Annotated in this window: 13 protein-coding genes and 2 pseudogenes; 13 read left to right on the top strand and 2 right to left on the bottom strand. The window is 40.0% G+C overall.

Annotated elements, in window-relative coordinates; genetic code table 11:
* Positions 1 to 127: 127 nt before the first annotated feature.
* The 12 genes and pseudogenes from HMPREF0850_RS12575 to HMPREF0850_RS06210 form a co-directional block, all read left to right on the top strand.
* Positions 128 to 2,167: pseudogene (locus HMPREF0850_RS12575) on the top strand (AAA family ATPase); the annotation flags it as partial.
* Between the two features lie 11 nt (positions 2,168 to 2,178).
* Positions 2,179 to 2,541 (top strand): annotated as a pseudogene (locus HMPREF0850_RS13025) (hypothetical protein); the annotation flags it as partial.
* 131 nt (positions 2,542 to 2,672) lie between these two features.
* Entirely contained in the window at positions 2,673 to 3,263 is a 591-nt protein-coding gene (rpoE, locus tag HMPREF0850_RS06165; RefSeq protein WP_000418413.1) for a DNA-directed RNA polymerase subunit delta, read from the top strand.
* A gap of 330 nt (positions 3,264 to 3,593) precedes the next feature.
* Entirely contained in the window at positions 3,594 to 5,201 is a 1,608-nt protein-coding gene (locus tag HMPREF0850_RS06170) for a CTP synthase (RefSeq protein WP_000105254.1), read from the top strand.
* Positions 5,202 to 5,354: 153 nt separating this feature from the next.
* A complete protein-coding gene (locus tag HMPREF0850_RS06175; RefSeq protein WP_009013888.1) occupies positions 5,355 to 5,654 on the top strand; it encodes a DUF4651 domain-containing protein in 300 nt (99 codons plus the stop codon).
* Entirely contained in the window at positions 5,651 to 5,968 is a 318-nt protein-coding gene (locus HMPREF0850_RS06180) for a thioredoxin family protein (RefSeq protein WP_000632379.1), read from the top strand. The genes HMPREF0850_RS06175 and HMPREF0850_RS06180 overlap by 4 nt, the downstream gene beginning before the upstream one ends.
* A 9-nt stretch (positions 5,969 to 5,977) precedes the next feature.
* Positions 5,978 to 6,604, top strand: coding sequence for a YtpR family tRNA-binding protein (ytpR, locus tag HMPREF0850_RS06185; protein ID WP_000578275.1), 627 nt, complete (start codon positions 5,978 to 5,980; stop codon positions 6,602 to 6,604).
* Between the two features lie 41 nt (positions 6,605 to 6,645).
* Positions 6,646 to 7,407, top strand: a complete 762-nt coding sequence (locus HMPREF0850_RS06190; RefSeq protein ID WP_001107783.1) for an SDR family NAD(P)-dependent oxidoreductase — start codon at positions 6,646 to 6,648, stop codon at positions 7,405 to 7,407.
* Between the two features lie 76 nt (positions 7,408 to 7,483).
* Positions 7,484 to 7,879, top strand: coding sequence for a single-stranded DNA-binding protein (locus tag HMPREF0850_RS06195; protein ID WP_000282444.1), 396 nt, complete (start codon positions 7,484 to 7,486; stop codon positions 7,877 to 7,879).
* 155 nt (positions 7,880 to 8,034) lie between these two features.
* Entirely contained in the window at positions 8,035 to 8,319 is a 285-nt protein-coding gene (groES, locus tag HMPREF0850_RS06200; RefSeq protein WP_000917316.1) for a co-chaperone GroES, read from the top strand.
* A gap of 15 nt (positions 8,320 to 8,334) precedes the next feature.
* Positions 8,335 to 9,957, top strand: coding sequence for a chaperonin GroEL (groL, locus tag HMPREF0850_RS06205; RefSeq protein WP_000031555.1), 1,623 nt, complete (start codon positions 8,335 to 8,337; stop codon positions 9,955 to 9,957).
* Positions 9,958 to 10,069: 112 nt separating this feature from the next.
* Complete coding sequence (locus HMPREF0850_RS06210; RefSeq protein WP_000567566.1) at positions 10,070 to 10,837, top strand: epoxyqueuosine reductase QueH; 768 nt, start codon at positions 10,070 to 10,072, stop codon at positions 10,835 to 10,837.
* Positions 10,838 to 10,906: 69 nt separating this feature from the next.
* Here the strand turns inward: HMPREF0850_RS06210 and ntdP are convergent, their stop codons facing one another.
* The gene (ntdP, locus tag HMPREF0850_RS06215) at positions 10,907 to 11,440 is read right to left on the bottom strand and encodes a nucleoside tri-diphosphate phosphatase (protein ID WP_000775318.1); all 534 of its coding nucleotides are present in this window, start codon (positions 11,438 to 11,440) and stop codon (positions 10,907 to 10,909) included.
* An 88-nt stretch (positions 11,441 to 11,528) separates the two neighbouring features.
* Positions 11,529 to 12,305 (bottom strand): recombination regulator RecX, encoded by a 777-nt coding sequence (gene recX, locus HMPREF0850_RS06220; RefSeq protein ID WP_000705112.1) that lies wholly within the window; start codon positions 12,303 to 12,305, stop codon positions 11,529 to 11,531.
* Between the two features lie 37 nt (positions 12,306 to 12,342).
* Between recX and rlmD the strand changes: the two genes are divergently transcribed.
* A complete protein-coding gene (gene rlmD, locus HMPREF0850_RS06225) occupies positions 12,343 to 13,713 on the top strand; it encodes a 23S rRNA (uracil(1939)-C(5))-methyltransferase RlmD (protein WP_001050286.1) in 1,371 nt (456 codons plus the stop codon).
* Positions 13,714 to 13,733: the final 20 nt, after the last annotated feature.

Genomic DNA, 13,733 nt, shown 5'->3' on the forward strand with positions numbered 1-13,733 from the left:
AAGTAAAACTTGGTTATTAGAGGGTAATGTGTATGATAGATAAATTGGTAAATATTTCTAAAAAGTCATTTCATAATTTCTCGTTTGATGAAAACTTGCGTAAATGTAATATTTTTTTGGAACAAATGGGAGTGGTAAATCGTCATTATCAAACTGGATTTCAGAAAATCATGAGTCAGTAAAAAGATTTGATACGGATTACGTATTAAATAATGTTTATACAGTTGATTCACTATCTGGAATCAAACTATTAGTTGGTGCTAATAGAATTGGTATTGAAGAAGCAATTGAAAATATCAAGAATGCAAACCTCTATTTAGTTCAGTATAATCAGAACATAGATAAGCAGATTGAAGATTATAAAAATGAAGTATTTGAATTTATGGCTTATAATCTTTCTGAAGCTCGTGAACTTTTTAGAATGACCCGACAAATTAATCAGAAGCGAAATGCAAAGATAAATCCAATTGATGCTCTAAAAGCATGGGAAAATGATATTATTGATGCAGATTTTTCAAAAATAAGTTCTAGTGATTCAATTGAGTTGAAATTAACCAATCTAAAAAAAGAAAAAAGTGAAATTACGTTTGATACGAGTAGAAAAATAGATATTATTCTTACTGAAATTCAAAATATATTCACACAGAAAATAATTAAGCCAGATTTTCAAATTACAAAAAATTTATCTGAATGGTTAAAGGAAGGGTTACATTTACATAATGATGGTATAAACCAATGTAAGTTTTGTGGTAATCATTTTGATTATGACAAAGTTCATGATAGCATTCAAGAAAAAATACAATCTCAATATTCTAAAGCAGTTGAAAGTTTAGAAAGAAATAAAATATTACTTGAAGGAATAAAAAATGACTTGTTTAGTCAACCTAAGTATATCATTGATGATAGGTTTGAGATTTTGAACTCAAATATATCAGAAATTATCAATAACATAGATGAAAAAATTGAAAATCCTTCTTTAGTTTTACCGTATACATTTGAAATTGAAGAAAATTATAACAAAGTAATTTGTAATATAAAGGCGAAGATAGGTAATCTTGATAAAGAGATATTTAAACAAGAGGCTCTATTAGGTGAAATTGAAAATGTTGCAAAGTCTTGGGTCGCTCAAAAAATATTGGAGCGATATCCTATTGATGAAGTTAGTGAACAACTCCAAAAGTATGAGGAACAACAAAGAGCTAATGAACGATATATTGAAGAGAATAAACAGTGGATTCAGGAAGTTGAGCCAGCAGGGAATTTACAGCCATTTGCAGACTTACTCAATCGTGAATTTAGAGTTATTGGGATGAATATGAAATGTCAAATTGATGGAAATCATTATTTGTTAAAGCATATAACTGACCCTTCAATAATTATTAGTACGAAAGATTTAAGTGAAGGGGAGAGGCGTTTATTAGGTTTTTTACATTTTTATTGTGATTTATATTTAGAGCCTGGAAAAAGTTTAAAAAATAATGTTGAATACGTTATTTTTGATGACCCTATTACTAGCCTAGACTCAGATAATAGGTATTTTTTGACAGAGTTGATAAATACAATAATAAAAGAATTGACATCAATGAATGCTCAGGTATTTATTTTAACTCATTCTTCAATTGATTTTCATAATTTTGGCTTTGGTTTCAATAATAACTCACTTTTAAAAGCATTAATCTATAAAGATGAGCATGGAAACAGTAATATTCGAAAAGTTGAACCTCATGAGAGTAAAAATTTTAGTGATTACTACAGAGCTAATTTCAAAACAATATATGATTTTGCTAAAACAAGTAATAGTAAACTTAGCACAGTTGACAATTGTGTGAGATTTGCAAATATGGGAAGACTGATTTTGGAATCACATGCAAGAAGTAATTATAGGTTAGAGTATGCAACCTCATCTGCAATAACTCAATTAATGAAATTTTATAATATTTCAGAAGAGAAAGAAGAGGAATTTCAAGGAATGTTAGATGTGATAAATAGCCTATCGCATGGTTTATCGTTTTATGACATAGATATAAACCAGCTTTCCCCTCGTGAAATTAGAGATGCTATTAGAAAACTCATATCAATTATGTTTAGTTATGACAAAAATCATGTAATTGCAATGATTGGATTAGCTGATGATAGTAAAACTTTAGCAGAGATTGAATCTTGGTAACTATTCTATATTTCTTTGGTCCTGGATTTGGGACTTTTGAACCCGGCACTAAAAAACTAGCTCTACCGAAAGAGGAAAGAACCTTTAAGCTACGCTTCTTATCTTCTGGAGATGTTATCAATGCCTATATCAACCAAGAAGCTGGCAAGGCGATTCAATCCACTGATAAGCAAGAAATTCTTGGGAATTGGATTTTGCGTGGCGTTTTCCAGTTGAAGGAACGAGAAGTCTTGACAGGTCAACGACTCAATGAGCTGGAAATCAATGGCATACGATTGACCAAATTTAAAAATGGTGAAATTGGTATTGAATTTATCTGGATTGATACCGAAAACCCACCTAGCGACACCATCGGCTGGGGAGCAAAGAAATAAAAAGTCCTGTCACTTTCTCCCATTTAACCTTTGACTATTCCGCAAAATTATCGTACAATAAAGAGTACATGATAAAATGAGGTCAGAGTCTGTCTGCTCTGACGATAGTAGTAAAAATGAGGAGAAACGCTTTGGAATTAGAAGTATTTGCTGGGCAAGAAAAAAGTGAACTATCTATGATTGAGGTAGCGCGTGCTATCTTGGAACTTCGTGGTCGCGACCATGAGATGCATTTTAGCGATCTTGTAAACGAAATTCAAAACTACCTTGGAACATCAAATAGCGATATCCGTGAAGCTTTACCTTTGTTCTACACAGAGTTAAACTTTGACGGTAGCTTCATCTCACTTGGAGACAACAAATGGGGTCTTCGTTCATGGTATGGTGTAGACGAAATTGACGAAGAAATCATCGCTCTTGAAGAAAGTGACGACGATGAAGTAGCACCAAAAGCTAAGAAAAAACGTGTCAATGCCTTTATGGATGGTGATTCAGATGCCATTGACTACAATGCGGATGATCCAGAAGACGAAGATGCATACGAAGCAGACCCAGCTCTTTCATATGATGATGAAAATCCAGATGATGAGAAAAATGAAGTGGAAGCTTATGATGCGGAAATCAACGAAATCGCCCCTGATGACTTGGGTGAAGACGTGGATCTCAATGAAGAAGACGATGACTTTTCTGACGATGACGCTGAAACGAGTGAAGAAGAGTAAAAGACTTCACAGAGGAGATCGCCTGATCTCCTTTTTTGTCGCTTGGGTAGAGTAGTTAAGTGAGTCTTCCGTTGGGTTGTAGATCTTTAGTTGGTTTTCTGAAAATGATCTCTCTTTTTCATGTTTTACCAATTCGAGTTGACAAATGTTCTGCTTTAAGGTATCATATTGTTCGGGCACCTCTTTTAGAGGTCGGGGCTCCCTAGTTACTAGGGAGCTATTTTTGTTTTTTCAGGAAGTTTTTCTTGAAAAGTCGTTATTCATAAGGGTCTTGTTTTCTATTTCCCCTCGTAGTTAACAAGACCTTGAGCATTTTAGAAAGAGGAATCTATGTCTACGAAATATATTTTTGTAACTGGTGGTGTGGTATCGTCTATTGGGAAAGGGATTGTGGCAGCAAGTCTGGGGCGTCTCTTGAAAAATCGTGGTCTAAAAGTAACCATTCAAAAGTTTGACCCTTATATCAATATCGATCCGGGAACCATGAGTCCTTACCAGCACGGAGAAGTCTTTGTGACAGATGATGGGGCTGAGACAGATTTGGACTTGGGTCACTATGAACGTTTCATCGATATCAATCTCAACAAATATTCCAACGTGACAACTGGTAAAATTTACAGTGAAGTTCTTCGTAAGGAACGCCGTGGCGAGTACCTTGGGGCAACTGTCCAAGTCATTCCTCATATCACAGATGCTTTGAAGGAAAAAATCAAGCGTGCCGCTCTAACGACAGACTCTGATGTCATTATCACAGAGGTTGGTGGAACCGTTGGGGATATCGAGTCCTTGCCATTTCTAGAGGCTCTTCGTCAGATGAAGGCAGATGTGGGTGCAGATAACGTCATGTACATCCATACAACCTTGCTTCCTTACCTCAAGGCTGCTGGTGAGATGAAGACCAAGCCAACTCAACATTCTGTAAAAGAATTGCGCGGTTTGGGAATCCAGCCAAATATGTTGGTCATTCGTACAGAAAAACCAGCTGGTCAAGGAATTAAAAACAAACTAGCTCAGTTTTGTGACGTGGCTCCAGAAGCTGTTATCGAGTCTTTGGATGTCGAACACCTTTACCAAATTCCACTGAATTTGCAGGCACAAGGCATGGACCAAATTGTTTGTGACCATTTGAAATTAGATGCACCAGCAGCGGATATGACAGAATGGTCAGCCATGGTGGACAAGGTCATGAACCTCAAGAAACAAGTTAAGATTTCCCTCGTTGGTAAGTATGTGGAGTTGCAAGATGCCTACATCTCAGTGGTCGAAGCCTTAAAACACTCTGGTTATGCCAACGACGCAGAAGTGAAGATTAATTGGATTAATGCCAATGATGTGACAGCAGAGAATGTGGCAGAACTCTTGTCTGATGCGGACGGAATCATCGTTCCAGGTGGTTTCGGCCAACGTGGTACGGAAGGGAAAATCCAAGCCATCCGTTATGCGCGTGAAAATGATGTTCCAATGTTGGGTGTCTGCTTGGGAATGCAGTTGACTTGTATCGAGTTTGCTCGTCACGTTTTGGGTCTTGAAGGTGCAAATTCTGCAGAACTTGCACCAGATACAAAATACCCTATCATTGATATTATGCGTGACCAGGTTGATGTTGAAGATATGGGTGGAACCCTTCGTTTGGGACTTTATCCATCTAAGTTGAAACGTGGTTCTAAGGCAGCAGCTGCTTACCATAATCAAGAAGTGGTGCAACGCCGTCACCGTCACCGTTATGAGTTTAACAACACCTTTCGTGAACAGTTTGAGGCAGCAGGCTTTGTCTTCTCAGGAGTCTCTCCAGACAATCGTTTGGTAGAAATTGTGGAAATTCCTGAAAATAAATTCTTTGTAGCTTGTCAGTATCACCCTGAACTGTCAAGCCGTCCAAACCGTCCCGAAGAACTCTACACTGCCTTTGTCACTGCAGCGGTTGAGAACAGCAATTAGCAAAATTCGAACCTTTGAGAATAATCTCAGAGGTTTTTTAATTCATTCAGGAACTCAGGCGCTTGGCAATAAGAATTAGACTCACTGAGGGAAGAGATTTTCCTTGCTCGTATACGGCTTCCCTATTTGTCCTAGAGCCCTTTTTGTGTTACAATGAATGGTATGAAAGCTAAGAAATTATGGATGACTGGCTTGACTGTGGCTGGTCTAAGTGCCCTCGCTTTGGGTGCCAAAAAAGCAGCAGATAACCACAAACTCATGAAGACTCAAGAAGAGTTGACCGCTATCGTGCGCGAACTTTTCTCAGATATGGGTGAGATTGCGACTCTCTATGTTCAAGTCTACGAAAGTAGTCTAGAGCGACTGGTCGGAGGGATCATTTTTGAGGATGGTCGTCACTATACCTTTGTCTATGAAAATGAAGATCTGGTCTATGAGGAGGAAGTCTTATGATTACCCCCGATAGTATAGAAGAACTAGCAGGTTTTGTCGAGCAAGATGGCAAGAAGGTTTTCCTTTTTGTGGCGGACTGGTGTGGTGATTGTCGTTATATTTATCCATCCTTGCCAGAGATTGAGGAGACCAATCCTGAGTTCACCTTTATTCGTGTGGACCGTGACCAGTACATGGATTTGGCCAAACTCTGGGATGTTTACGGGATTCCTAGCCTTGTTGTGCTAGAAAAGGACAAGGAAATCGGCCGTTTTGTCAACCGTGACCGTAAAAGCAAGGAACAAATTAACGACTTTTTAGCAGAACTGAAATAGGAGAAAAGAATGATTTTTACATATAACAAAGAACATGTTGGCGATGTCCTTATGATCATCGTGAAAAACAGCGGAGATGCCAAACTGGACGTGGAGCGCAAAGGCAAGGTTGCCCGAGTTTTCCTCAAAGAAAATGGTGAAACAGTAGCTTGGAATATTTTCGAAGTTTCAAGTTTGTTTGAAATTGCAGAGCGTGGTCAAGTCTTTTTGACAGATGAGCAAGTTGCTCGTTTGAACCAAGAATTGCAGGCGGAAGGCTTTACAGAAGAGATTGTCAACGACAAGGAACCTAAGTTCGTCGTCGGTGAAATTGTCGAGATGGTAGCCCATCCAGATAGCGACCACCTCAACATCTGTCAAGTGGCCGTTGCAAGTGACAAGACAGTGCAAATCGTTGCAGGAGCACCTAATGCGCGTGTTGGGTTGAAAACCATTGTGGCTCTTCCTGGAGCGATGATGCCAAAAGGCAACCTCATTTTCCCAGGCGAACTTCGTGGTGAGAAGAGTTTTGGCATGATGTGCAGCCCTCGTGAATTGCATTTGCCAAATGCCCCGCAAAAACGTGGGGTTATTGAATTACCAGAAGACCAAGTTGTTGGAACTCCATTTGACCCAGCCAAACACTGGACTGCCTAGGAAGTTGTCAGTATCTGATACACCAGATAGAAGGAAATAAGATGGCAAAAAATGTAGTGATTACAGGAGCGACCTCAGGAATAGGTGAAGCGATTGCGCGTGCTTATCTGGAACAGGGGGAGAATGTTGTTCTAACAGGGCGACGGACAGACAGACTAGAAGCCCTCAAGTCGGAATTTGCAGAAACTTTTCCAAATCAAACAGTTTGGATCTTTCCACTGGATGTCACGGATATGACCATGGTCAAGACTGTCTGCTCCGATATTTTGGAAACGATAGGTAAGATTGATATCTTGGTCAATAACGCCGGACTGGCTCTTGGCTTGGCTCCCTATCAAGACTATGAAGAGTTGGATATGCTGACCATGTTAGATACCAATGTCAAGGGTTTGATGGCAGTCACTCGCTGTTTCTTGCCTTCTATGGTAGTAGCCAATCAGGGTCATATTATCAATATGGGATCGACCGCAGGAATCTATGCCTATGCTGGGGCAGCTGTTTACTCAGCCACCAAGGCTGCGGTCAAGACTTTTTCAGATGGTCTGCGAATTGATACCATTGCAACGGATATCAAGGTGACCACCATTCAGCCAGGGATTGTCGAAACAGATTTCTCTACAGTTCGTTTTCACGGTGATAAAGAGCGAGCTGAGGCGGTCTATCAGAGAATAGAAGCTCTGCAAGCACAAGACATCGCAGATACAGTGATCTATGTGACCAGTCAGCCTCGCCGTGTGCAGATTACAGATATGACCATTATGGCCAATCAACAGGCGACAGGTTTCATGGTTCATAAAAAATAAAAAATTTCTTCGAAAAGTTACAAATTTCTGTAACTTTTTTTGATTCCCTGCGAATAGATAAGTAGGAGGATGAAAAATGTATAATAAAGTTATCTTGATCGGGCGTTTGACGTCTACACCAGAACTGCACAAAACCAACAATGACAAGTCAGTGGCGCGCGCAACTATTGCTGTGAACCGTCGTTACAAAGACCAAAATGGCGAACGTGGAGCTGATTTTGTCAATCTGGTTCTTTGGGGAAAATTGGCTGAAACCATGGCAAGTTACGCAACTAAAGGCAGTCTTATTTCTGTTGATGGGGAGTTGCGTACCCGTCGCTTTGAGAAAAATGGCCAGATGAACTATGTGACTGAAGTTCTCGCCACAGGATTCCAACTCTTGGAAAGTCGTGCCCAACGTGCTATGCGTGAAAATAATGCAGGACAGGATTTGGCAGACCTGGTCTTGGAAGAGGAAGAATTGCCATTTTAAGTAGTGAAAAGTCTGAGTTGGTCTCAGGCTTTTTATCTTGAGAAATTCAGACTTTTTTCTTGACTATTTCTGACCAAGTGATACAATAGAACTATGATTTAGCACTCAGATATAAAGAGTGCTAATAATATGTATGTCATCATGGAGGAAAGCAAATGTTGAAACCATTAGGAGACCGTGTGGTCTTGAAAATCGAAGAAAAAGAACAAACTGTTGGAGGCTTTGTCCTTGCAGGCTCAGCCCAAGAAAAAACCAAAACTGCCCAAGTTATAGCTACAGGAAAAGGTATTCGTACCTTGAATGGCGACTTGGTTGCTCCAAGCGTTAAGGCTGGAGACCGTGTCTTAGTTGAAGCCCACGCTGGTATTGATGTCAAAGATGGAGATGAAAAGTACATCATCGTAGGCGAAGCCAATATTTTGGCTATCATTGAAGAATAGAAGGAGAAAGTAAGTATGTCAAAAGAAATTAAATTTTCATCAGATGCCCGTTCAGCTATGGTTCGTGGTGTCGATATCCTTGCAGACACTGTTAAAGTAACCTTGGGACCAAAAGGTCGTAACGTTGTGTTGGAAAAATCATTTGGCTCACCATTAATTACCAATGACGGTGTTACTATTGCTAAAGAGATTGAGCTAGAAGACCATTTTGAAAATATGGGTGCCAAATTGGTATCAGAAGTAGCTTCAAAGACCAACGATATCGCAGGTGACGGAACGACAACTGCAACTGTCTTGACCCAAGCTATCGTCCGCGAAGGAATCAAAAACGTCACTGCAGGTGCTAATCCAATCGGCATTCGTCGTGGGATTGAAGCAGCGGTTGCCGCAGCAGTAGAAGCTTTGAAAAACAATGCCATTCCAGTTGCCAACAAAGAAGCCATTGCTCAGGTTGCTGCTGTATCTTCTCGTTCTGAAAAAGTCGGTGAATACATTTCTGAAGCTATGGAAAAAGTTGGTAAAGACGGTGTCATCACTATCGAAGAGTCACGTGGTATGGAAACAGAGCTTGAAGTCGTGGAAGGAATGCAGTTTGACCGCGGTTACCTATCACAGTACATGGTGACAGATAGCGAAAAAATGGTGGCCGACCTTGAAAATCCATACATTTTGATTACTGATAAGAAGATTTCAAATATCCAAGAAATCTTGCCACTTCTAGAAAGCATTCTCCAAAGCAATCGTCCACTCTTGATTATTGCAGATGATGTAGATGGCGAAGCTCTTCCAACCCTTGTATTGAACAAGATTCGTGGTACTTTCAATGTTGTTGCTGTCAAAGCTCCTGGCTTTGGTGATCGTCGTAAGGCTATGTTAGAAGATATCGCTATCTTGACAGGCGGAACAGTCATCACAGAAGATCTTGGTCTTGAGTTGAAAGACGCTACTATTGAAGCGCTAGGTCAAGCAGCGAGAGTAACTGTGGACAAAGATAGCACTGTTATTGTAGAAGGTGCTGGAAATCCTGAAGCTATTTCTCACCGTGTTGCAGTTATCAAGTCTCAAATTGAAACTACAACTTCTGAATTTGACCGTGAAAAATTGCAAGAACGCTTGGCAAAATTGTCGGGTGGTGTCGCAGTCATCAAGGTCGGAGCTGCAACTGAAACTGAGTTGAAAGAAATGAAACTTCGCATTGAAGATGCCCTCAACGCTACTCGTGCAGCTGTTGAAGAAGGCATCGTTGCAGGTGGTGGAACTGCACTTGCTAATGTCATTCCAGCCGTAGCTGATTTGGAATTGACAGGAGATGAAGCAACAGGACGCAATATTGTTCTCCGTGCCTTGGAAGAACCTGTTCGTCAAATCGCCCACAATGCAGGATTCGAAGGTTCTATCGTTATTGATCGTTTGAAAAATGCGGAAGTTGGCACAGGTTTCAACGCAGCAACTGGCGAGTGGGTCAACATGATTGAAGAGGGAATCATCGACCCAGTTAAAGTGAGCCGTTCAGCTCTTCAAAACGCTGCATCTGTAGCCAGCTTGATTTTGACAACAGAAGCAGTCGTAGCTAATAAACCAGAACCAGCAGCCCCAGCTCCAGCAATGGATCCAAGCATGATGGGCGGCATGATGTAAAAACTATAAAAGGAGGGATGCGTATTCCCTCCTTTTACGGTTTTCTCTTCTAAAATTGATTTGAGCTCTCCTAACTTATATGATAAAATAAGACTAGAAGAAGGAGAAGAACATGATTGATGTAGAAGAAATTCTGAGCAAGATGAACCCTAATCAGAAGATTAATTATGACCGTGTTATGCAGAAAATGGTTCAGGTTTGGGAGAAAAATGAGCAACGTCCCACCATTCTCATGCATGTTTGCTGTGCTCCTTGTAGTACCTATACCCTAGAATACCTGACCAAGTACGCGGATGTGACTATCTATTTTGCCAATTCCAATATCCATCCCAAGGCAGAATACCACAAGCGAGCTTACGTCACCAAGAAATTTGTCAGTGATTTCAATGAGCGAACAGGAAATACGGTTCAGTACCTAGAAGCGCCTTACGAACCAAATGAATACCGGAAGTTAGTCAGAGGACTGGAAGAAGAGCCTGAAGGTGGCGACCGTTGCAAGGTTTGTTTTGACTATCGTCTGGATAAAACAGCACAGGTAGCTATGGACTTGGGCTTTGACTACTTTGGTTCAGCTTTGACCATCAGTCCCCATAAGAATTCTCAAACCATCAACAGCATCGGAATCGATGTGCAAAAGATTTACACAACCCACTATCTTCCAAGTGATTTCAAGAAAAATCAAGGCTATAAACGTTCAGTGGAGATGTGCGAGGAGTATGATATCTATCGTCAATGTTATTGTGGATGCGTCTATGCAGCTCAAGCCCAGAATATTGATCTTGTTCAGATTAAGAAGGATGCCACGGCTTTCTTGTTGGATAAGGATGTTGAAAAAGACTATTCTCATATCAAGTTTACTGTCACTAAATTAGATATATAGCAATTAACCCAGCTTCCAGGCTGGGTTTTTCAAATAAAAAACCAGGGCTCTCACCCCAGTTTGACAACTTTACCGATTCTTTAGTTCTATGTAGCGTTTGTACCAAATGTTGACATAGGCCTCTGAGAAAGGACCGCGTCCATTGTTGATCCAATCAACAAGGATTTTAACATGCTCTTTCAAAATATAGTCTAAATCATCCGAATACTTCATTTTGCGTTTATGGCGTTCATATTCTTCAACGTCCAAGAGACGCTTTTCACCATCAGTGAAAACCTTGACATCCAAATCATAATCAATGTATTTCAGGGCTTCCTCATCTAGATAGTAGGGGCTGGCCATATTGCAATAGTAGGAAATCCCATTATCGCGAATCATGGCAATGATATTAAACCAATATTTTTTGTGAAAGTAAACAATAGCCGGTTCTCGAGTCACCCAACGACGACCGTCACTTTCGGTAACAAGTGTGTGGTCGTTGACGCCGATAATAGCGTTCTCTGTTGTTTTTAGTACCATGGTGTCCCGCCAAGTACGGTGGAGACTCCCATCATGCTTATAACTTTGAATTGTAATAAAGTCGCCTTCTTTTGGAAGTTTCATAACTAACCAACTTTCTACAATTTATAAGTTTATCGCTTACTATTATATCATAAATTGGTCTAATTTTTTTGAATTTTACCTGAAAATGTTAAAGATATTCTCTGAGAGCGCTTGCTATATCCGAAAAATCATAGCCTTTTCTAGCTAAAACTTGGGTCAAACGTTGCTTTAGTTCGTAACCTTCATATTTGCGAGCGTATTTAGTATATTGTTTGTCTAACTCTTTGAAAATGAGTTCTTGAGTCGTTTCTTGGTCGACTTGACTATCCAAATCATCAAAGGCTTTTTTAGCATCAGAATATGAGAAACCTTTGTTCGTCAAATTTTGAATAATCTTATCCTGCAAGGCACGAGCGGGAAGCTTTCCCGTGTATTTTTTAAGCAGTTTCTCTGCAACACGTTGAGCAACCTCTGAAAAATCAAAATCCATTAAAACATCTTCAATAGTTGATTTGGCAATCCCTTTTTGAGACAGTTTTTGAATTAGCACATAAGGTCCCTTATCTCCAGAAAGTTGATTTGCATTGATGACAGAGTAGGCATACTGACGATCATTAATCCAGTTATCTTCTTTAAGGTTAGCGATAACTTGACTAGTGATTTTTTCATCAAGTTCATACTTTTTCAGATACTCACGAACTTCCTTTTCGGTTCGAGCTTTAAATGATAGATGGTAGAGTGCGAGATTCTTACCATAAGAAAACTGGGCAAAGGCCTGTATCTCGGTTAATTCTTCTTTGCTAACAACCTTATCTTTAGACAACATAAAACGGACAATGGTATCTTCCGTGATATAAGAGGTTTGTTGATTATCTAGCTCCATTAAGTAGAGGCGTTTTTTCTTTTCAAGTTTTGTGATTTTCATAGTTCTATTATACCGTAAAATGTGATAAGATAGGGGTATGAATCTGAAAGTCAAACAAAAAATACCTTTAAAAATCAAGCGGATGGGTATCAATGGTGAGGGAATCGGTTTCTACCAGAAAACCCTCGTTTTTGTGCCAGGTGCCCTCAAAGGAGAAGATATCTATTGTCAGATTACTTCTATTAAACGCAACTTTGTTGAAGCAAAATTACTAAAGGTTAATAAGAAGTCGAAATTTCGAGTCGTACCGGCTTGTACGATTTATAATGAATGTGGTGGATGCCAGATCATGCACCTTCACTATGATAAACAGTTAGAGTTCAAAACGAACTTGCTCCACCAAGCTCTGAAAAAATTTGCTCCTGCAGGATATGAAAGCTATGAAATCCGTCCAACTATCGGAATGCAGGAACCGAAGTACTACCGTGCTAAGTTGCAATTTCAAACTCGGAAATTTAACAATCAGGTCAAGGCAGGTTTGTATGCACAAAACTCTCATTATCTCGTAGAGTTAAAAGACTGCTTGGTACAAGATAAGGAAACCCAAGTGATTGCGAATCGCCTAGCTGAACTTCTTACTTACCATCAAATCCCCATCACCGATGAGAGAAAAACGCTAGGCGTTCGCACCATCATGGTACGTCGAGCAAGGAAGACGGGACAAGTCCAGATAATCATCGTCACAAATCGTCAGCTTAATTTAACCCAGCTAGTAAAAGACTTAGTTAAAGATTTTCCAGAAGTCGTCACAGTTGCAGTCAATACAAATACAGCAAAAACAAGTGAAATCTATGGTGAAAAGACGGAAATTATCTGGGGCCAAGAGAGTATTCAAGAAGGAGTGCTCGACTATGAGTTTTCTCTCTCGCCCCGTGCCTTCTATCAGCTCAATCCGGAGCAGACTGAGATTCTCTATAGTGAAGCAGTTAAAGCTTTAGATGTTAGCAAAGAAGATCATCTGATTGATGCCTATTGCGGTGTCGGGACGATTGGATTCGCCTTCGCAAATAAGGTCAAGAGTCTCAGAGGGATGGATATTATTCCAGAAGCCATTGAAGATGCCAAGCAAAATGCTCAAAGAATGGGGTTTGACAATACCCATTACGAAGCGGGGACAGCTGAAGAGATTATTCCACGCTGGTATCAAGAGGGTTACCGAGCGAATGCACTGATAGTAGACCCTCCTCGTACGGGCTTAGATGATAAGTTGTTGGATACCATTCTGACTTATGTTCCAGAAAAAATGGTCTATGTATCCTGCAATGTTTCTACCTTGGCGCGAGATTTAGTTAAACTAGTGAAAGTCTATGATCTCCAGTATATCCAGTCAGTCGATATGTTTCCCCACACCGCACGAACAGAAGCAGTTGTGAAGTTGATCAAGAAAAGAAAAAATCAAATTCACTGAAAAAGTCCTTGACAAAGAGG

It is taken from the genome of Streptococcus sp. M143 (assembly GCF_000162495.1).
Classification (GTDB): domain Bacteria; phylum Bacillota; class Bacilli; order Lactobacillales; family Streptococcaceae; genus Streptococcus; species Streptococcus dentisani.